The 20,845-nt window shown below is 43.7% G+C and carries 21 protein-coding genes; 10 read left to right on the forward strand and 11 right to left on the reverse strand.

What is annotated here, in order from left to right; genetic code table 11:
- Positions 1-127: 127 nt before the first annotated feature.
- A complete protein-coding gene (locus OCU30_RS11920) occupies positions 128-1,147 on the reverse strand; it encodes an acyltransferase (RefSeq protein WP_077315481.1) in 1,020 nt (339 codons plus the stop codon).
- A gap of 200 nt (positions 1,148-1,347) precedes the next feature.
- On the opposite strand from OCU30_RS11920, the gene OCU30_RS11925 reads away from it, so the two are divergent.
- From OCU30_RS11925 to OCU30_RS11935, 3 genes are all read left to right on the forward strand, one after another.
- Positions 1,348-1,818 (forward strand): Dps family protein, encoded by a 471-nt coding sequence (locus tag OCU30_RS11925; protein ID WP_077315480.1) that lies wholly within the window; start codon positions 1,348-1,350, stop codon positions 1,816-1,818.
- A gap of 383 nt (positions 1,819-2,201) precedes the next feature.
- Positions 2,202-3,191: an alpha/beta fold hydrolase gene (locus OCU30_RS11930; RefSeq protein ID WP_077315479.1), complete on the forward strand. Its 990-nt coding sequence runs from the start codon at positions 2,202-2,204 to the stop codon at positions 3,189-3,191.
- Between the two features lie 141 nt (positions 3,192-3,332).
- A complete protein-coding gene (locus tag OCU30_RS11935) occupies positions 3,333-4,163 on the forward strand; it encodes a Cof-type HAD-IIB family hydrolase (protein WP_077315478.1) in 831 nt (276 codons plus the stop codon).
- Between the two features lie 57 nt (positions 4,164-4,220).
- Here the strand turns inward: OCU30_RS11935 and OCU30_RS11940 are convergent, their stop codons facing one another.
- Positions 4,221-4,673 (reverse strand): EVE domain-containing protein, encoded by a 453-nt coding sequence (locus OCU30_RS11940; RefSeq protein WP_077315477.1) that lies wholly within the window; start codon positions 4,671-4,673, stop codon positions 4,221-4,223.
- Positions 4,674-4,713: 40 nt separating this feature from the next.
- Here OCU30_RS11940 and OCU30_RS11945 point away from each other — a divergent pair, with 40 nt between their 5' ends.
- Together OCU30_RS11945 and OCU30_RS11950 are read left to right on the forward strand one after the other, a co-directional pair.
- On the forward strand, positions 4,714-6,213 hold the full coding sequence (locus tag OCU30_RS11945) for a hypothetical protein (RefSeq protein ID WP_077315476.1): 1,500 nt from the start codon (positions 4,714-4,716) through the stop codon (positions 6,211-6,213).
- 2 nt (positions 6,214-6,215) lie between these two features.
- The gene (locus tag OCU30_RS11950) at positions 6,216-6,818 is read left to right on the forward strand and encodes a tRNA-uridine aminocarboxypropyltransferase (protein WP_077315475.1); all 603 of its coding nucleotides are present in this window, start codon (positions 6,216-6,218) and stop codon (positions 6,816-6,818) included.
- 59 nt (positions 6,819-6,877) lie between these two features.
- Here the strand turns inward: OCU30_RS11950 and yigB are convergent, their stop codons facing one another.
- From yigB to lptM, 6 genes are read right to left on the reverse strand one after another with little or no spacing between them, the layout of a single operon-like run.
- Positions 6,878-7,600: a 5-amino-6-(5-phospho-D-ribitylamino)uracil phosphatase YigB gene (gene yigB / locus OCU30_RS11955; protein WP_077315474.1), complete on the reverse strand. Its 723-nt coding sequence runs from the start codon at positions 7,598-7,600 to the stop codon at positions 6,878-6,880.
- A 1-nt stretch (position 7,601) separates the two neighbouring features.
- On the reverse strand, positions 7,602-8,534 hold the full coding sequence (gene xerC, locus OCU30_RS11960) for a tyrosine recombinase XerC (protein WP_077315473.1): 933 nt from the start codon (positions 8,532-8,534) through the stop codon (positions 7,602-7,604).
- Complete coding sequence (locus tag OCU30_RS11965; RefSeq protein WP_077315472.1) at positions 8,503-9,207, reverse strand: DUF484 family protein; 705 nt, start codon at positions 9,205-9,207, stop codon at positions 8,503-8,505. The genes xerC and OCU30_RS11965 overlap by 32 nt, the downstream gene beginning before the upstream one ends.
- A 12-nt stretch (positions 9,208-9,219) precedes the next feature.
- Positions 9,220-10,050 carry a diaminopimelate epimerase gene (gene dapF, locus OCU30_RS11970; protein WP_077315471.1) on the reverse strand — a complete coding sequence of 277 codons (831 nt, stop codon included), beginning with the start codon at positions 10,048-10,050 and terminating at the stop codon, positions 9,220-9,222.
- Between the two features lie 10 nt (positions 10,051-10,060).
- Positions 10,061-11,314 (reverse strand): diaminopimelate decarboxylase, encoded by a 1,254-nt coding sequence (lysA, locus tag OCU30_RS11975; protein ID WP_077315470.1) that lies wholly within the window; start codon positions 11,312-11,314, stop codon positions 10,061-10,063.
- Positions 11,315-11,344: 30 nt separating this feature from the next.
- Positions 11,345-11,467 carry an LPS translocon maturation chaperone LptM gene (gene lptM / locus OCU30_RS11980; protein WP_077315469.1) on the reverse strand — a complete coding sequence of 41 codons (123 nt, stop codon included), beginning with the start codon at positions 11,465-11,467 and terminating at the stop codon, positions 11,345-11,347.
- Between the two features lie 76 nt (positions 11,468-11,543).
- Between lptM and cyaY the strand changes: the two genes are divergently transcribed.
- Complete coding sequence (gene cyaY, locus OCU30_RS11985; protein ID WP_077315468.1) at positions 11,544-11,858, forward strand: iron donor protein CyaY; 315 nt, start codon at positions 11,544-11,546, stop codon at positions 11,856-11,858.
- Between the two features lie 33 nt (positions 11,859-11,891).
- On the opposite strand, the gene OCU30_RS11990 is transcribed toward cyaY, so the two are convergent.
- Positions 11,892-14,420 (reverse strand): class I adenylate cyclase, encoded by a 2,529-nt coding sequence (locus OCU30_RS11990; protein ID WP_077315467.1) that lies wholly within the window; start codon positions 14,418-14,420, stop codon positions 11,892-11,894.
- Between the two features lie 352 nt (positions 14,421-14,772).
- Between OCU30_RS11990 and hemC the strand changes: the two genes are divergently transcribed.
- Genes hemC through OCU30_RS12010 form a run of 4 tightly spaced genes read left to right on the forward strand, consistent with a single transcriptional unit; the run spans position 14,773 to position 18,773 of the window.
- Complete coding sequence (hemC, locus tag OCU30_RS11995; protein WP_077315466.1) at positions 14,773-15,711, forward strand: hydroxymethylbilane synthase; 939 nt, start codon at positions 14,773-14,775, stop codon at positions 15,709-15,711.
- A gap of 5 nt (positions 15,712-15,716) precedes the next feature.
- Positions 15,717-16,475 carry a uroporphyrinogen-III synthase gene (locus OCU30_RS12000; RefSeq protein WP_077315465.1) on the forward strand — a complete coding sequence of 253 codons (759 nt, stop codon included), beginning with the start codon at positions 15,717-15,719 and terminating at the stop codon, positions 16,473-16,475.
- Positions 16,465-17,598, forward strand: coding sequence for a uroporphyrinogen-III C-methyltransferase (locus OCU30_RS12005; protein WP_077315464.1), 1,134 nt, complete (start codon positions 16,465-16,467; stop codon positions 17,596-17,598). The genes OCU30_RS12000 and OCU30_RS12005 overlap by 11 nt, the downstream gene beginning before the upstream one ends.
- Positions 17,595-18,773: a heme biosynthesis HemY N-terminal domain-containing protein gene (locus tag OCU30_RS12010; protein WP_077315463.1), complete on the forward strand. Its 1,179-nt coding sequence runs from the start codon at positions 17,595-17,597 to the stop codon at positions 18,771-18,773. Before OCU30_RS12005 ends, OCU30_RS12010 begins: the two co-directional genes overlap by 4 nt.
- Before the next feature lie 51 nt (positions 18,774-18,824).
- Here OCU30_RS12010 and hemN read toward each other — a convergent pair whose 3' ends face one another.
- Together hemN and OCU30_RS12020 are read right to left on the reverse strand one after the other, a co-directional pair.
- A complete protein-coding gene (gene hemN, locus OCU30_RS12015) occupies positions 18,825-20,213 on the reverse strand; it encodes an oxygen-independent coproporphyrinogen III oxidase (protein WP_077315462.1) in 1,389 nt (462 codons plus the stop codon).
- A 138-nt stretch (positions 20,214-20,351) separates the two neighbouring features.
- On the reverse strand, positions 20,352-20,843 hold the full coding sequence (locus OCU30_RS12020; protein ID WP_077315461.1) for a DUF2489 domain-containing protein: 492 nt from the start codon (positions 20,841-20,843) through the stop codon (positions 20,352-20,354).
- Between the last annotated feature and the right edge of the window lie 2 nt (positions 20,844-20,845).

Here is a 20,845-nt window from a genome sequence, read left to right on the forward strand (position 1 = left end):
CCCTAAATCTATAACAATTCTCATACTTTAAAGACGAGATAAAGATTCACTGAGATTCTAAGTGTAGGCAAACATTGTCACGTCAGGTTGTGAGCAACTACACAACCTGACCGACTAATACCTTCGTTTATGGTACCAGCCACTGCGTTACTTTGAAACGAGCGAGCAACCAACTTAACGTCAACGCACCTGCACCACTAATCAGCATCCATAGTGGAATAACCCAGCTAGGGTTTCCTTGATACCAACCAAACGCTTTCATTGGCCATAAAAATATTGGATGCAATAGATAAATACCAAGGCTATATTTACTCATGACTCGAATACCTTTCATTAAGGTTTCCGGTAAATAGGGCGTTATCGCTCGACCTAGAATAAAAATCATACTCGCCGCAAGTACGACATTAATCGTTTTATAAGACAACCAACGCCCCACCGAGTACTCACCTTTCATGACGCTCAACTCAACGACAGAATGAACAGTAAAATACAGTGATAGAAGCCCCAAAATAGTTGCAATCGCCACCGTTAGAGACGTAATTGGTAAGCGTTTGTATAGCAGGTAACCTAAAGGTAAATAGCCTGTGTATAGCCAATATTGTGAACTCCACACGCCATTAATATGCGATAAAAATAACGTTGTCGTGATAAGCCACACCCCGACATATGCCACCCAAACACCATCATTGGAATGACGATTGACCCACTGAAACAATGGAATAACAAAATAGAGTGGAATGAAGTAATAGAAAAAGCCTAAATGGTAGTAGGTGCCATGATGCCAGCTGTTTGCAGCGGTCTCAGTGGCGACTTCGCTATTAAAACCTTGCGCACTAAACCCTGATAATACGACATAAAATGCTGACCAAGCTAAAAAAGGTAATACCACTTTGCCTAAACGGCGTTTGATGTAATAGTCGGCATTAAAAGGGCGAGTATCACTCATTAACAGAGCCCCTGAAATTAAAATAAAGACAGGTACAGCCCAACGTGTAGAACCATTTAACGTGACAGCGGTTAACCACTCACTATCAGGTATGACACCATAAAGATCGCGATACGGTGCCAGTGTATGAATTGCGATAACCGCAATCGCTGCAACACAGCGTAATACATCAAAAAACTCAACACGCTTTTTTTCTTCCATATATCCTCCCAGTCTATTATTTCCATCACTATAAAGCGGTATATCGTTTAGTTGTGAACCAACAGTCAATGGTAGGTCAACTATCAGAAGATAGATATCACCTATTAGATTAATACAAAATTTCAATTTCTATTTCGACACTTCTCCCGATAAGATTGTTTTCAACAAATCGTTCATGAACTTCAAATAGAGGTGAGAATATGACAACGAATTTAATCGGTCTAAATACAGAACAAAGCCAACAGCTTGCTGCTTCTTTAAATAAATTACTCGCGAACTATCACGTTTTTTACATGAACACTCGCGGATATCACTGGAATATCAAAGGTAAAGAATTCTTTGAGTTACACGCGAAGTTTGAAGAAATTTATACTGACCTACAGACGAAATTAGATGAAGTCGCCGAGCGTATTTTAACGTTAGGCGAACGACCACTGCATAGCTTTACTAGCTACTTAGCAGAGACTGACATTCAAGAACATACCAATGCCACAGATGGACAAAGCACGATGCAAGGCTTAGTCGATGGCTTTAATACACTAATTACTCAACAGCGTAGTGTTTTGGCATTGGCATCGGAAACAGGTGATGAAGGTACCGCTTCTCAAATGAGCGACTATATTCGTGAACAAGAAAAATTAATTTGGATGCTTAACGCCTGGCTCCAATAGTACTCCCCCGTATACTCACTCCCCTTCCCTGGGGGGTGGGTATCTTTTCTTTGCTTCACGTTTTTATCGCTCAGCATTATTTCTGCCATGAGCCTGCATAAAAATAGTCAATAGTATCAACCTCCTAAACACCACCTTGCACCTTTAACACCCATTTTGTCGATACCAATTTTTCTCATGATGACCGCGAGGAATATGACATTTACTCTCATGAGGGCTGGCAATACCCTACTCATCTGATTGCTAAAATAGCCCCTGTCATTTACCATAATTTTTCGCCAAAAGTGACGAGCTCTCAGCAGGTCGGCTTAAAATAAGATACTATAGTCATATAGACATTCGCTTTTTGACACATAATTTCGATAAGGTAATTTTCCTCTGTGATGACAACACCAGCAGGCAATCCATACGGGTTAACTCAAGAACATGAGTTCCCAGAACGCATGACGAAAGACATCGCTCAATTCTGGTCTCAGCGCGAAGAGGGGTTTTATCGCTCTTTTGATAAAACTCGTATCTATTGGTGTCAGCTCACCTCCCCTGCACACAACAAAGCGATAGTATTAGTCAATGGTCGTATAGAATCGGCATGGAAGTATCAAGAACTTTTCTTTGATTTATTCCAACAAGGCTATGATATTTACTCTTTTGATCATCGTGGGCAAGGTCGGTCACAACGTTTAATCGATAATGTCCAAATGGGCTATGTCGGCGAGTTCAATGACTATGTTTGCGATCTACATGAGCTACTTAAGACTTTTAAATTAGAACAATATGAGCAATGTTTTCTCTTGGGCCACTCTATGGGCGGGGCAATCGCCACTCGCTACCTACAAATGTATCCTCAACATCCATTTTCTGCGGTGGCTCTCACCGCCCCGATGTTTGGCGTAAACATTCCGTGGCAACTTAAACTGATCGCTATTCCGCTAACCTATTTATTAACGTCGCTGTCACCTCAACCTCGGTATGCCCCAGGACATAGTGACTATCTAGCGAAACCATTTTCAGATAATCCCCTTTCACATAGTGAAATTCGTTATCAATGGTTTAGGGATCTCTACGATAACGATCCCGAGCTAAAGTTAGGAGGAGCCAGTACTCGCTGGGTATGGCAAGGGTTAATGGCGGCGAAACAATGTATTCAGCTAACTCGACAAGTGACTATTCCTACCCTTCTGATACAAGCGGAACACGATAAAATCGTCGACAATAAAGCCCAGCAACGCTTCATAAATAAACTGTCAAAAACCAATAAGAATGCGCGCTTGTCGGTTATTCCTAATGGATATCATGAACTTTTATTTGAGGCGGACGAATATCGTAACCCGACACTCACACAAATTCTTGAGCATTTTTCAGCCATACAATAACTCACCGACAATCAACGCCTCAATGGAGGAAATCAATTCCTCCTTGCTTTACCCTCTTTTTCTCGGCCATTTTGCAGTACACTAAATGCTAAACTGCATTTGCTAGATCTGACAACAATACGCATACCATTAAGAGGGTTTATGACCGCTGAACAATCGCCTTTATCTTACCAAATTGTCGCCTCTGATCTGGACGGTACGCTACTCGCCCCCGATCATAAATTAAGTGAAAAAACCAAGCACACATTAAAGAAATTGCATGAGCGTGGTTATACTTTTATCTTTGCGACAGGTCGTCACCATGTCGATGTAGCAGGAATTCGTAACACGGTTGGGATCCCAGCCTATATGATAACGTCAAATGGCGCTCGTGTTCATACTCCTGATAACCAGCTTATGAGCAGCCAAAATATTCCTGAGCATTTAGTCCAACCCGTTGTGGATATGCTGAAAAATGAACATAGTATTTACGTACATATTTATCGTGATCAAACATGGCACTTAAATAAAGATAAAGATGCACTAGAAAACTTCCACAATGAGTCGGGCTTTTCTTTCAATACTTTTCATTCAGACGACGCACCTACTGATAACGTAGCGAAGGTTTTCTTTACTGATTTGCAAAAAGATCACGAACATTTACGCATTTTTGAGCAGCGCCTTAACGACACGTTTGGTGAGCAACTTACTATTTGTTTCTCTTCGCCATGGTGTTTAGAAGTCATGGGGCCTAACGTTTCAAAAGGTAATGCTATCAAAACGGTCTCTGAGTCACTCGGGCTAGGCTTACAAGATTGCATTGCTTTTGGTGATGGTATGAATGATGTAGAAATGTTATCTATGGCTGGCAAGGGGTTACTGATGGGTACAGCGCACCCACAAGTGATTGAAGCTATTCCAACTATCGAGCGTATTGGTAGTAATGAGCATGATGCTGTTGCTCAATATCTTGAAGATAACCTTTTGAAATAAAAGCATACCCAGTAAAGCGTAAGATGCTTTACTGGGTTATTTTATCTTAGCAAAGGATTATTCACAGCTGATAATCGCGTGATATTCTTCATCCGTCACTGGCATAATAGACAAACGATTACCTCGCTGTACTAGCGGCATCGCTTGTAAGCTTGGATGAGCCTTAAGCTCTGATAACGGAATAACTCGCGACAGCTTGCGCGAAAATTCAATATCAACCATAAACCACCTAGGGTTCTCCGGTGACGATTTACTATCGTAATAATCACTCGATATATCCCAAGAAAAATGATCGGGATAGGCTGCTTTGACGACATGACCGATGCCCGCAACCCCAATCCGCTGACAGGATGAATGGTAAATCAAGACCTCATCACCGACTCTAACTTTGTCTCGCAACATATTTCTTGCTTGATAATTGCGAACTCCTTCCCAGCACGTCGTTTTTTGTGTCCGCAGAGTGTCAATAGAGAAAGTATCCGGTTCTGTTTTAAATAACCAGTATGCCATAATGATATCCATCGTTCGGTTGTGACAAGGAAGATATACCATGAAGGCACTGCAAAACCCAGTAATTCTATTGAGCAGTCTCGCTTTAGCAGCTTGCTCGTCAACCTCACCGCCCAAACAAACTCAACTGGCTGATTTAAACCACCCTGAATCGATAAAACCACAATCTTTTATGCTGCGCGGTAGCGTGGTTATCGGTCCAAACTCACAAACCATAACGCCCTGTGGAAGTCAGCAACAATTTCAGCTCTCATTACCGCAATCGCTAATGACAAAAGCGGCATCCGTGAGCGCTTCCCCTTATGACTCACATTATGGTGAAATGGTCGGTTATATAAAACCACCAAGTCAAAGCGGTGATAACGGCGATTATGCTGGACGCTTTGTCGTCACTCATATCAATGTGCTCAGCGGTAAATCACAACATCAGTGTCACCTTTATCCACTTCCCACTCGGGCATTTGGGAACACACCGGATAAATGGTCTGCGACATTCACCCAAGACGGTATTATATTTAGTCCATCGCAAGGACAGTCGTCTCAATTGGCGCTTTCAGGAGGCGAACTCTCTGAACAGCGTCGCAAATACCAAACCAACGACGGCGACTTAACCCTAGATGCAAAATATTGCATCAATCAACATTCTCATACCTTGTATGGATGGAAAGCCGCACTACGTCATCAGCAACACACTTATCGTGGCTGCGCGATCCTAGGTAATACGGACAGCTCATTAAAATGGGCAGGAGTCTACTATGCCGCTTCTAAAACTAATCAAGGTTTTACGGTGAGCATGCAGCTCAGTCGCGATCATACTGCGGTGACGCGTTATAGTTATGAAAACGATCAACCAGATGTGGTTGAAACTGGTTACTGGCAATCTCTTGGTAACCGTCAGGTTGACGTGGTGATGACTCGTCATGACCAACAATACTTAGTCACTCAACGTATCTTTCATGCCAAACATGAAACGTTTAGCGCCTCACAAGAAAAAGTCGGGGATACAGTTTACCCAATTGCCAATGGAGGATTAACGTTATACAAAGATTATCACGACTCTGTTGGTTTAGAAGAGCCTGACCGTAGCAAAAAGCCGACATCTTTAATTGCCTCATCAGAATACGATGAAAACGTTGATCAGGCACTACGCCGCTATCTTATCGAACATAAACTGGCAAATGGTGACCATCATTACCGTTGGTTAACCTATGATCTCAATGGTGATGAACATTCAGAGTTGCTGGTTTATATGGATTGGCAACAAAAGAAAGAAGGTTCGCTTCTCGTATTTAACAACGTTAGCGGACAATGGGTATTTAATAGCCAAATCATCACCAATATTCCGGTGTATCTATCGAACAAATCCACCGAGGGCTGGCGCGACCTAGTGATCACTTCGCAGCTATCGGGTAAACTGCAACGTCTCTCTTTCACTGATGGCCACTATCAACCGACTGAACCCAATGTTGCTCAGCCTCATGATGCGGTTATGCTGTTTTCAGGTGGTATATCGCCAAGACAACAAGGAATTCATCTTTAAACATGCGAGCATCTTGCCCAGAATGTCAGCTGCAATATCAATGTGTATGTTCACAGATACCACATGCACCGGACTGTGAGCTGCACTTAACCTTGCTGATGCATGAAAAGGAGGTCACCCGCGATACTAATACTGGTCGCTGGTTATGCCGCGCCTTGCCCCACTGTAACGCCTATACATGGCAAAGAACCGCAATCGAACCTCAGCTACTAGAGCTAATTCAAGATCCCAATACACAGTCGGTTGTGGTTTACCCGGCGCCCAACAGTATGACGTTTACAGAGTTAGTAACGTCAACAGACGATAAGCGTCCTTTTCATTTCATTATTATTGATGCTACGTGGCAAGAGGCTCAGAAGATAGTACGTAAGAGCCCTTGGCTAAAAGCGCTCCCTTTCGTAGCGTTATCAACACAAGGCATGCAATCGCAATATCAATTACGTCGCAACCAACAATCCGGTCACTTATGTACCCTAGAAGTTGCGAGCGTGTTACTTAAAGAAATGAATGAACCAGTGATTGCCAAGCAGTTAACCGCATTTTTAGATGAGTTTATGGCTGTATATCAAGCGGATAAAAGTGGGCACGCGTTACATCGCGGATAACGAAAAAACAAAAAATTCATAAAGACAGACGGCACCACTAGGAGCCGTCAGCATATTAGTTAAACACGATTCACGAGATCCAAAAGCGGCGCAAGCGTGTGTATTTCCATATCAGGTAATACCGTTAAACGTCGACAATCTTTAGCGTTATCAAACCGGTCATTAAACCAACAAGCTTGAAAGCCGTGTTGCTTAGCACCGAGCACGTCAGTCACAGGGTGATCCCCGACATGTAAAATACTGTGACGAGAGCAAGGTAATATCGACGCTGCTTTCTCAAACAAGTCACCATATGGTTTCGCACGCCCATCGGGGCCCGCACGAAAAACGGCCGTGAAGTATTGGCTTAAACCAATTTTTTCTGCGTCAACATTACCATTGGTAATTGCCACCAGCGGAATATGTTGCGCTAGCTGAGCAAGTACGCGATGAGTGTCATCCGGTATCGTCACTAGGTTACGTAAGTAATGTACTTGTTCCATCGCGGCCTGCGCCGACGTCAAGGCCAGCTCAGGTTCGTATCCTAATGCCACTAACCCCTGTGTAATTTGCTGTAAACGCCAAGTTGATACATCATGCGCGAGCATAGGATCAGCCTCTAAAACTTGCTGTTTCACTTGTGCCCACCATTGCGCTGGCTTCGTGGCGGTTACCGGATGGCGCTCATGTATCCATTGCGTGATTTCAGCATCCAAATGACGAATCACTGGCCAGTTATCGTAGAGCGTGTCGTCCAAATCAAACGTCATCGCCTGAATGGTTGGCATGTTGCGATAAAACATACTAATCCTTGTTTTTTTTATGAGCGCGAGGATGAGCCTGATCATACGCTTGAGCAAGGTGCTGAAAATCTAAATGCGTATAGATCTGAGTGGTTGAAATATTTTCATGGCCCAATAACTCTTGCACAGCTCGTAGATTATTACTCGACTCCAGCATATGCGTCGCAAACGAGTGACGCAATTTATGCGGGCTAATATGACTCGACACCGACTGTTTTTGCCCCCATTCCAACATCCGTTTTTGTACATTACGGTGAGAAATTCGCGTTCCTAACTTGGACACAAATAAAGCGGGTTCAGAAGGTTGAGCAAATTGAGAGCGCAGCTTCATCCATTTAGCAACCCATTCACTGGCTTGCCCGGAAAACGGCACTTTGCGCTCTTTATCACCTTTACCTATGACACGGATTTCTTCTGAGCGAAAATGCACATCACGAATATTGATAGATACCAATTCTGCCAATCGCAAACCAGCGCCATACATCAGTTCCATGATCGCCCGATCACGCACCGATAAGGGATCATCTTCGTTCACATCTAATAGCTGCGCTACTTCGTCAACATCAAGGTTTTTAGGTAACGGGCGCTGTTTTCTTGGTGCCGACACACCGCGAGCTGGGTTGGCATTCATGTCACCACGTAAAATCAAAAAATCGAAAAAGCTGCGTAGTGACGACAAACGCGTCGCTAAGCTGCTCGACTTCATACCTTCACGCATGCCTTTACTCGCGAGTTGTCTTACCCATCCCGCATCAACATCAATCCAACCTTTCACGCCAAGCTCATGCAAGTGATGACCCATGGTTTCTAGTTGCTGTTTATAATTACGCTGAGTATGTAAACTCAACCCTTTTTCGCTGCGTAAATACTCATAAAAACGCTCTAAGGGTTGTTGCAATGCTCTAGGAAGAGGAGTGACTGCGTCTGCTTTCATCAATAATTTGCCAAGGTAAAGTATCAATTAAATGGGCGATAACCAAAGCAAGATGACGTAAAAACAACGTATCCATACTTGGCTGAAAGTGGCCGCCATCTTCGCTCGAAAATGCGAGAAAACCTAATGAGCGCCCTTTACGTAAGGGTAACACAACATAAGAACCTAGCTCAGGTAAAAACGCCTTATCGCCCAACAACTGGTGACGATCTACCTGACGTAAGCGACCCAAGTAAGCATCTTGCCCATTTAAATGGTTCGTCGAAAAACGTTGCCACGCCTCTTTATCACATTGATATTGTCGACAAGGGGTATCCATCAATCTTAAATAGGCCGTTAACCCCAAGACCTGCGCTTTTGCTTCTAAAGCCGCCACAACTTGCTCCATAGAAGAACAATGCATCAGGGTCGATTCAAGCTCCATAAACTCATGGAACGTTTTATCATTCGATGCCGCCAGTGACATAAATGCGGTAATTTCTTCTTCTAGCTCTTCGATACGCTGCCGCTGACGAGAAAGCTGAACATGTACCAAGGATACCGCCCCCATTTCTTGATGGGGTAAAGCAAGTCGTTCAACTAACTCAGGACGATCTTGAAAAAAATCTGGATGATCGTTCAAATACTCTTCGACTATTTTCGCCGTCAGTGTATCGGCTTCAGGTTGTGACAAAACGGTTCCTCTTTAGCAAGATAATTGACCATCATAAACGTGTACAGCGGGGCCCGTCATCAAAAGTGGCTGCCCTTCACCTTGCCAACGAATCACCAACTTGCCACCCGGTAAGTGTACGGTAACATTGTCGTCTAGTAATCCTTGTGCAATGCCTACAGCGACAGCTGCACATGCACCGCTACCACATGCCTGAGTTTCACCAGCACCACGTTCATACACACGTAAGCGAATTTCATCACGATTGACCACTTGCATAAAGCCAGCGTTCACTCGTTCAGGAAAACGTTCATGTGATTCCAGCTCTGGCCCCAACACTTCAACCGGTGCGGTATCCACATCATCAACCACCGTCACAACATGAGGATTACCCATACTCACTACGCCACAGAACAAGGTTTGCTCTGCAACACGCATGATGTACGTTTTTTCAGCTTGTTTGGCTCTAAATGGGACTTTCGCTGGCTCAAAAATCGGCACCCCCATATTCACAGTAATCTGATCGTCATTTTCGACACTCAGTACCATCTTACCTTTCTTAGTGCTGACATTAATGCTGTATTTATTGGTTAACCCTTTCATACGCACAAAGCGCGCAAAACACCGCGCCCCATTACCACATTGTTCGACTTCACTGCCATCGGCATTGAAAATACGGTAATGGAAATCCGTTTCTGGATCATAAGGTGCTTCGACCATCAGCAATTGATCAAAACCAACACCGGTATGACGATTCGCTAAACGACGCGTCAAGTCAGGTGAAAAAAAGACGTTTTGGGTAACGCAATCCACAACCATGAAATCGTTACCCAATCCGTGCATTTTAGAAAAATGAAAATGCATAATGCGTTATTTACTCCGGCAAGACACTTTCTAGTGCCCATAAGCTACTTAATTCTTCACGTTGACGTACAAGGTGAGACTTGTCGCCATCGACAATCACTTCTGCTGCGCGCGCGCGCGTATTGTAGTTCGATGCCATCACAAAACCATACGCACCGGCAGAACGTACCGCAAGAAGATCTCCGGCTTGCAGCACCAAAGAGCGGTCCTTGCCAAGGAAGTCACCGGTTTCACAGATAGGTCCCACCAAATCGTACGCTTTCGCTTCACCTTGGCGTGGCTTAACCGGAATAATATCTTGCCATGCTTCGTACAATACTGGACGAATTAGATCATTCATGGCCGCATCAATAATGGCAAAATTCTTATGCTCTGTGTGCTTTAGAAATTCTACTTGTGTCAATAACACACCCGCATTCGCCGCAATTGCCCTGCCAGGCTCAAAAATAAGCTCTAGATCAGGATGCGCCGACAAGCGTGATAACAAGGCTTTCGCATATTCAGAAGGCTGTGGAGGCATTTCATCACGGTAGACCACACCTAAACCACCACCAACATCGAGATGGTGAATCGGTACGCCTTGTTCGAGCAATTCATCAATCAAGTTTAATAAGCGATCTGTCGCATCAATAAACGGTTCAAGAGCAGTGAGCTGTGATCCAATATGACAATCGATACCTGATACTTCAAGATGCTCCATGCTTTGTGCCAGTTTGTACACTTCTGGCGCTCGCTCAAAAGCGATACCAAATTTATTGTCACGTAAACCCGTTGAAATATAAGGATGAGTTTGTGCATCAACATCGGGATTAATACGTAGAGAAATGCGAGCTTTAACACCTAGTTCACCGGCCACTTTGTTGAGGAGATCAAGTTCAGGCTCTGATTCAACGTTAAAACACTTAATGTTGAGTTCTAATGCTCGCTTCATCTCTGCTGCGGTTTTTCCGACACCAGAAAAAACGATTTTGGAGGGTTCACCACCCGCAGCAATCACCCGCTCTAATTCACCACCCGACACAATATCGAATCCTGAACCAAGGCGTGCTAAAACGTTTAATACACCAATGTTAGAATTTGCTTTAACGGCATAGCATACTAAATGCGGGTGATCGCCGACCGACTTATCAAACGCATGCCAATGACGTTCAAATGTCGCACGCGAGTAGACGTATAGAGGCGTACCGTACAACTCAGCCAATTCGCTAAGCGGCATATCTTCAGCCCAAAGTTGACCATCGTCCTGATAATTGAAGTAATCCAAGCTCGTATCCTTTATCTCATATAATTGAATTTACTGACTTTCTGTATTCTGCTTCTGCTGTGAATCGTCAGGCATATAAAGTGGCCCCGTCTGCCCACACCCTGTTAACGTCATTACAGATAGTAAAAATAACGCGGTTATCCATTTTTTCATTTTGCTTTTCGTGATTATTTATTCAATGCCCCCTATAATCGCACCACAGTCAAGAAAAGCAATAGGATAGACCGAGATGAATGATACAGAATTTCATCAGCTCGCTGATGTTCAGCTGCAAACCATTGAAGAAATGATCGATAACTCGGGTGCCGATATCGACTATGAAACCTCTGGTAATGTAATGACGCTTGAGTTTGAAGACCGCAGCCAAGTGATTATTAACCGCCAAGAACCGATGAAAGAACTATGGCTCGCGTCACGTTCAGGAGGATTTCATTTCCGCTACGAGAACGAACAATGGATATGTACCAAAACTGGAGGGGAATTCACCAGCATGGTAAAAACCGAATGTGAAAAGCATGCGAATGAAGATATTGATTGGGAATAAACCAAAAGAGCATGCCAATGGCATGCTCTTTTTTTAAGCGTTTACGGCTTTATTGGGCCGAGAATACGGAATAGCATCATTACGATAAGGCACCACATAGTCGCCCCCTTCTTCTGGGCGAACAATTTGGTAATACTGCGGTAAATTAAAATTAATAAATTTTGCCGCGATATTATTTTCATCACGAACCGAGGTATAAAAACCATTAACCGCGGCAATCATTTCATCTTTTTCGCCACTGTACTGGTGATAAACTTCGACTCGATTCACTTCATCCAACACATAAATATTGAAACCTTCGCACTTATCTTCAAAGAAAAACTGCACCAAACCTTCACTCGCGAAGCCATCGACAACGGTGGGTAGTTCATAATCATCGTCTTTATCTAACATCAGCAGAGGCGTACCGCTGACTTTATTACTTGATATACTACGATAAAAATCGACCGAGTTTTCTAACTTCTGAACCGATACACCTCGTCGCTCAAAAAACAGCCCATACATCTGATGTCCAATCCGTAACGCTTTAAAACGACGGCGCTTCTCTTTTTCCATCGGTCGTAAACGTAAATCAATACATTCAGCCAATAACTGATAAACAAGATTACGCATCACACCACGGAAGTTTTTGCTATAACAAAACACATCCACAGATTCAGGCGGCAGCGCATCTTGGTGCATTTTACCTAATACGGTTTTTAATGCGTCGATCATGGCTTTCTCGCCTTCAAAGTGTAACGTTCTCACTTCTTGCCAAGAATTTCGATAGACCAAATCAACACTACCAATTAAGCTAATATGCTCCGTACCAAAGCTCAAAATATCAATATTTTTCAGATCGACTTTCAGAGCCTTCCCACGCAGCTTGGATGTCGGATCTTTTTCAAAATTAATAAACATCGCCAATTGGCTAATTTCACACGGACTTGCCAACGCTGACATGGTTGGTCGGCGCTTATGTAGTGAAAATGTATTGCGTAAATCACTCACCATTTGATAAAGCTTATCAATATCCAAGTTACCTTCTTGAACCATTGAATGTAAACGTGTTGACTCTGTGATGAGACCATTAAAGAAAGCCCATGCAACTAATTTACTTAAATATTCATTATGTTCTAGCGGTCGCTGACTGATCATGCGTGAGGCGACCAGTGGTTGCTTATACAAATACCAACCTGCGGTGTTGACCCGCCCTGGTGCCACTTCAACAAACGATAAATCCGACTCATGCAAATCTGGGGAAATCTGCGGATTAAGCAGTGTCACCTTACCCGGCAACACCTCAAACGCCCCATAGAGCTTGCGCGCTAAAATAGAAATATCTTGGGGACTGATGGCTGAAGTAATATCGTTACGGCGTGCAAAATGGATAAGATTACGATAACTTTGCATTAACGCATCTAACAACGCGTTATGCATGACTTTCACTTCCTGTACTTTCCAATGGCGGCGAGCATCTAAATGCGTAATCAGCGACATTGGCCATTGCCAAGCTTGAGTCATTTCTTCAAGCGCTCGGCGCCGCCAAGCAACGGAACCATGACCGGGCTCTCTTGAGAGTTTTTCATGGGTTTTTAAATAGAAACAACGACGCACTAATTCCAGCCGACTTAAGTCCCCAATGCGTTCTAAATAACGGGTGACTTTTTCTAGCATCAAATAATATGCATCCATCCCGTACAGATCAGGCTCGTCAGTAAAAAAACGACGCTTAGTATCAACACTCAACAGTTGGGTATGCGGATATTCCCAAGAATAAGCTTCGAGTAAAATGGCTTTTAAAACTGACTTATATGGTGAGTCGATACTTTTATAAAGTTGCCAGAGATTAGCACCAAAATATTCCGCAGCCGGAATACCGTTTAACTGACCAAAATCAATCCATTCGTCGATATTAATGTAGTTTTGCGCAATGAGCTCAGTAATGTAATCGTCGTAGCACTCTTCCATTTCTGGCGGAACAATTTGCCATAACAAACGCTTCCCAGCTAAACAGACCGCAGAGCGATAAAATTCATCTAATAACAACAGGTGTTGTGAAGAGCCACAATTTTCACCGGTCATCGCTTCTGAACGATTATGCCTAAATCGTTCCTCATCCATAATAAAGAAATTCGCTTCTACGCCGAGGCTTTTCGCCCACTCAGTAATCATGGAGCACTTGTTGAGTAAGTTTTGGCGCTGCTCACTTGGCATGGTATGTGCGACACATACCCAGATGTCGAGATCACTCGATGTGCTCTGGCCAATAGAAGACGTACTGCCCATGGTATACATGGCTAAAATATCAAGAGAAGAAGGAGTGGCGAGAGGTGAAGCAGAGGTTAGGTGTAAATCATTAACAAATTCAGTTTGTACATCGTTTAATTGGAAACAATGAATACCATGAGGAACACACTCATCAATATAGCCAGGAAGTTGCGGATGATTATAGTGCAATAAAACCGGTATCGCGTGGAAAACACGCTGTCCCTGCATACTCATTAGACCGAGAGCACGCTCAGTGCGCTGCTGATTGAGTTTATCTGCTCGTTTGATCAAAGTGACGATATAAGAACGCAAGTTAACATCCTGACTGCTGCATCCAATAGGTTCGCGCTGTTCATTTAGTGAACAAACACACCAATAAAACGTGATCAATTTAACACTTTAATTAATCACGGTAAAGCTATGGCCTATAAAGTTATACCAAAGTCGTAGTGCACTAAGGTTGAGTTTTTCACCTAATTATTACATTAAATTCCATCAGAGTGTGATAAGCATAGTGCATAATCTTAACGAGATACAAGTCACACTATTTTGTTTATACCAAGAAAATTCTATTTCGCAGCGTACACCGAAACAATCACTAGTGAGTTTCTACCGTGGGAAATGATAGTATTAAAGCATATTTCAATGTTTTGCTGGATAAGTCATGAATCAAACACGCCCTATTCGTATCGCCACACGTAAAAGCCCGCTTGCATTATGGCAAGCACACTATGTCAAAGATGCTCTAGAAACCGCAAACCCTGGACTAGAAGTCGAACTGGTCACGATGGTGACGCGCGGTGATGTCATTTTGGATAGCCCACTGGCAAAAGTGGGTGGCAAAGGCTTATTCGTGAAAGAATTAGAAGTGGCGATGTTAGAAGGACGTGCCGATTTAGCTGTGCATTCGATAAAAGATGTGCCCGTCGACTTTCCTGATGGATTAGGCTTAGTGACGATTTGCGAACGCGCTGACCCACGTGATGCATTTGTATCAAATACTTACCCAGACATCGATGCTTTGCCACATGGCGCAGTTGTGGGGACATGCAGTTTACGTCGTCAATGCCAATTAAAAGCGTCGCGTCCAGACATCATTATCAAGGAACTCCGTGGTAACGTGGGAACACGCTTAGGTAAACTTGATGATGGCCAATATGACGCCATCATTCTCGCAGCTGCTGGCCTGCGACGCCTCAATCTCGAATCTCGTATTCGTAGCTATATTACGCCGGAACAATCACTTCCTGCGGTAGGCCAAGGTGCGGTAGGTATCGAATGCCGTTTAGACGATACGTACCTGCGTGATTTACTCGCACCGCTCAATCACACAGAGACGGCTGATCGCGTACTGTGTGAGCGCGCAATGAATAATACATTACAAGGTGGCTGTCAGGTGCCGATTGGCAGTTATTCACTTTTAGAAGGTGATACGTTGTGGCTACGAGCCTTAGTTGGTGAACCTGATGGCTCACAGATTATCCGTGGCGAAATTCGCGGTGATCGTCGCCATGCACAGCAGCTTGGAACACAACTCGCCCAACAGCTTTTAGCCGATGGCGCAGGAGACATTCTTAGTAAACTGTATCAAGAGCACGAGTAAATATAATGAAGCAGGTTTTGGTCACACGTCCACAAGAATCTGGCAAAGAACTCTGTCAGATGCTTAATGCCCGTGGGATGAAATCCGTTCATCAGCCATTGATCGAGATTCAACCGGGCCATGAGCTTATCGGATTACATGACGCTCTTAATAACAGCGACATTATTATTGCGGTAAGCCAGTATGCTGTCAGTTTTGCCACCCACTCGCTGGCACAACAAGGACAATCATGGCCGAAACCCTGCCGATATTTTGCCGTGGGTCAAAAAACCGCACAATGTTTGAGCAAAGCCTGCGGACAGACAGTACACTTTCCAGATATCAGTGATAGTGAGCACTTAGTTGCTCTCCCTGAACTGGTCGATATTATTGATAAAAATGTTGTGATTTTACGTGGTAATGGAGGTCGAGACATCATCTATGACACGCTAGCAGCACGAGGTGCCAAGGTCAGTTATAAAGAGGTATACCAACGCACTAACGTACCTATACTGGCAAAACAGCGCCTGACTGAGTGGCAAGCCATGGGGATCGATACCTTAGTGATCACAAGCCAACAACAGCTCACACTCTTTATGGGTTTATTTAAAGATATCGAGACAAACTGGCCTACTCAGCAAACGTTATTAGTGCCGAGCAAACGCATTGCCGACTATGCTGACACGCTCGGCTTTACACAGATTATTGTCAGCGGTAGTGCACATAATACAGATTTAGTGGCGGCCCTCAGCCCTAACCAACAGGACTCAAGCAATGACAAGTAACCATCATTCGTCAACCACCGCTACTGACTCAAATACAGCGGACACTAGCAAAAACACCCACACTTCAAACTCTGTGCCACCCTCTTCATCAATCTCAAAAAAAGGCGCGCGCTTAGGGGCAATAGCGATTGTCATTTCTCTTGTCTTTGGTGGTGGTTTAGGGGCATACAGTTACCATAAAAACCAACAGTATCAACGCCAGATTGCCCAATTAAACACGGCTTTGCAACGTAACCAGAGCGCCTTGCAATCCAAGCTAGATAACGCACAGCAACAATTTGATCAACAAGCAAAACATTTGCAAGACACGTTAAAAACAACATTGGATCAACAACAGAAAAGTCTAGATAGCTTACAAATGGCCATCGCTAAGCTAAAAGGCAATCGCTCTAATGATTGGTTACTTGCCGAAGCTGATTACTTCGTAAAACTGGCAGGACGTAAATTATACCTAGAGCATGACCCAAGCACGGCAGTTGCTCTAATGGAGAGTGCCGACGAGCGTATCGCCGCACTCAACGATCCAAGCTTAACGTCTTTACGTCAAGCCATGGCCAATGATATTACGGCACTTAAAGCCATTCCGCTCATTGATCAAGATGGCTTAGTATTACGCCTGAGCAGCCTGGAGCGTAAAGTCGACTCACTCCCTATTGCTAACGCCATTATACCCAAAGCCAAAGCCACAGAGACACAAACGGTTTCTACCAATATCAATGACTGGCAACAAAACTTATGGACGTCACTCAAAGATTTTACTAGCCACTTTATTACCTTCCGCACTCGCGATGGTAATGCCGTTCCACTGTTGTCACCTAAGCAAGATTTCTATTTGCGTGAAAACATGAAGGCCAAGCTCGAGACAGCGATTCGTGCCGTGTATAACCACCAGCAAAAGGTCTATTCTGAAACGTTAAATACGGCAAGTGATTGGGCGGGACGCTTCTTTAGTGACAGCGATCATAGCGTGACGAGCTTTCGTCATACCTTAACCACACTTGCCGACAAACAAGTCAAGGTGGACTATCCGGCTAAGCTAGAATCACAAGCCAAACTGTCAACGCTCATACACGAACGTCTACGTCGCCAAGTATCCTCATTAACATCGGAGGATAAATCATGATCCGAGCGATTGTACTGTTTATTATTCTGGGGCTTGGGCTGTTCGTCGGCTCTGAGTACTCAGGACAACAAGGCTATGTACTCATTTCTATCGCCAATAAAACCATTGAAATGAGTGTTACGACCTTAGTTATTATGGTTGTGGGTTTATTGATCGCTATCTTCGCTCTGGAGTTTATCGTTAAAAAAGTGCTCAGTAGTACTTTCAAAACCTTTAATTGGTTCACCATTCGTAAAATTCGTCGTTCTCGCCGTCTTACGAATGAAGGTATCATTAAGCTCATTGAAGGCGACTTTAAACAAGCTGAGAAAAAAGTCATTCGCTGGGCTAAACATCATGATAACCCTTTACTCTGCTATCTTATGGCGTCAGAAGCGGCAGATAACTTAGGCAATATTAAAAAACGCGATCACTACTTAGCGCTCGCCAATGAGCAGAACCATGCTAAATTAGCGGTAGAACTGACTCGTGCTAAACAACAAGTTAACGATGGGCATATCTCTCTAGGACTGAAAACGCTACAAAGCCTACAACCCGATGCGCCCAATAATCCGATTTTACTGAACTTACTCAAGCGCTGTTATATCACCTTACATAGGTGGCAACCATTAATTGAAATTTTGCCTAAGCTGCGTAAGTTTAACCATCTCACTGAAGCCGAAAATAGAGAGTTATTAGAGACTGCTCATGTCGGTGTTTTAGCAGACATAGCTAAGCGCAATAACAGTCATGATTTGATTGAACACTGGGAAACCCTAAACCGACACGACAAGAAAAACGCGGTGATTACAGCAGCTGTCGCGAGGCACTTGCTTAACGTCAGTGAGGGCAAAGAGGCACTACCCTTTATAACACGCGTCATGAAGAGCTCACCTTCAACGCAACTCTATATGTTGATTGCTGAGGTTCCTCAAGTACACCAACAAGATGCGAAAAAATTGTTATTGCGAGTGTTGGCGAAAAACGCCCATAACGCGGAAGCCCATAGCGCTATTGCTAAACTGTATGAGTATCAAAACAATTGGTCAGACGCACAGTTTCATTTAGAACAAGCACTTTCAATCCGTACAAGCATTGCTGATTACTCTCGTTTATCTGAAGTGCTGGCGCAGCAGAATAAAACTCAGGCAGCGCAGGATGTGAGCCGTAAGGCATTATCCTTATTACCCGAGTAAGAAAGTCGCTATTACATAAAAAAACCAGCGTCTAAACGCTGGTTTTTTTTGTTAAATCACTCGGGAAAACTGTTGTTGTCGCGCTTGCTGACGTAAATAACGGTCAAAGCACATACAAATGTTCCTAATCAATAATCGCCCTTTTAGGGTCACCTCTAAATAACGCTCGCTGGTAACCACCAAACCATCATCGATAAAGGTTTGCATTAATTCAAGATCTTGCTGGAAGTAGTGAGAAAACGTAACTCCAAACTCAGACTCTATCGCCTGCTTATCAAGCTTGAAATTACACATCAATAGCTTAATGACCTCACGTCGAATGAGATCATCATCATCAAGCGAAACCCCTTTCCATAAAGCATGACGTAATTGATCCATTTGCTGATAATATTTTTTCAATTCTTTTTGGTTCTGTGAATAGGTATTACCGATCATAGAAATTGCAGATACCCCAAAGCCAACTAAATCACATTCACCTTGCGTGGTATACCCTTGGAAGTTGCGATGTAAACGGCCTTCACGCTGCGCTAACGCTAACTCATCATCTGGTAAAGCAAAGTGATCCATACCAATGAACTGGTAACCAGCATGCGTCAAATACTCGATGGTATTTTGCAAAATTTTCATTTTTTCTTCTGGCTGCGGTAAATCCTCATCATGGATTTTACGCTGTGCGGGGAATAAGCGTGGCATATGCGCATAGTTAAACACGGATAGGCGCCCAGGGTGCACCTCAACCACACGCTTTAATGTATCCATAAAGCTATCCGCTGTTTGCAACGGTAATCCATACACAAGATCAAGGTTAGTTGAGCGGAACCCCAACTGGGCTGCTCGCTCTACCATTGCAACAATGAAAGATTCATCTTGCTCACGGTTAATTTTCACCTGCACGTCTTTATTAAAATCTTGTACACCAATACTGATGCGGTTAAAACCTTCAGCTCTTAAATGATCAAGAATATCGAGCTCGATTTCTCGTGGGTCGATTTCAATACTAATTTCGGCATCATCTGAAAACGTAAATTCTTCATGCACCACCGACATCACACGCGTGATTTGCGGTTTAGTCAGGAATGTTGGTGTACCACCACCAAAATGCAGCTGCGTCACGGTACGGTTTTGCAACAAAGCCGCACGTTGACGTATCTCTTGATCGAGTACATCCAAATATTCATCGGCTTTTTCAGCATGCCTTGTCACGATTTTATTACATCCGCAGTAGTAACAGAGCTTGTGACAAAATGGGATATGAATATAGAGGGATAATGGGCGCTCAGGGTATTCCGTACATGCCATATCAAGCTCTGCACTGGTAAAGGCCTCATGGAATTCTAGGGCGGTAGGATACGACGTATAACGAGGACCTGAATAGTTGTATTTGTTGAGAATATCCTGATCCCAAACCACTTGCTGACTCGGTACAACTGACGATGACATGAAGGTAATTTCCACAATGAAACACAGAATGAATAGTTTGCCACACGACAAGACTTAGGCGTGTGGCAAAATGAACAAGATGGGGTCTAAATGTTCGGTTTTGCTAGCTTGATCACTAACCCAACCCACCGACGATATTTATACCATTTGAATAGAAATTTGATTATTGAGAGGCGCGATACGTTGTTTTAACGCTTTCAATTCTTCAACAATCGAGTCATTCAAACGAGATTCGGCTTTCATGCGAGTGAAATTTTGCTGCATACGGTCGCGTTTCGGTAACTCTTGGCGAGATTCCCCGCGCGCCATATCTTTCACCACATGATATAGCTCAGCGATGGCTGGATACTCATCATCAAAATTTTGTACCCGCTCGTCACCCTGTAAATAATCCATAATACAGTAAACACGAATGCTGATCTCAGAGAGATCACATTGACCTTGGATACCAGTCATACATAAGACATTTACGCTTTCAAAGATGTTCGCATTACGTTTTTCAATCGCAATCGCACGGTGATGGGCTTGCAACTTTTTTTGCTGCTTAAGCTGGAATAATAAATATCCCGCGTATGCAGCAAGTCCCGCAATAATGACACAAGCAACAACGGATAACAGGATAATATTCATAG

This window comes from Vibrio palustris (assembly GCF_024346995.1).
In the GTDB taxonomy this organism is placed as follows: domain Bacteria; phylum Pseudomonadota; class Gammaproteobacteria; order Enterobacterales; family Vibrionaceae; genus Vibrio; species Vibrio palustris.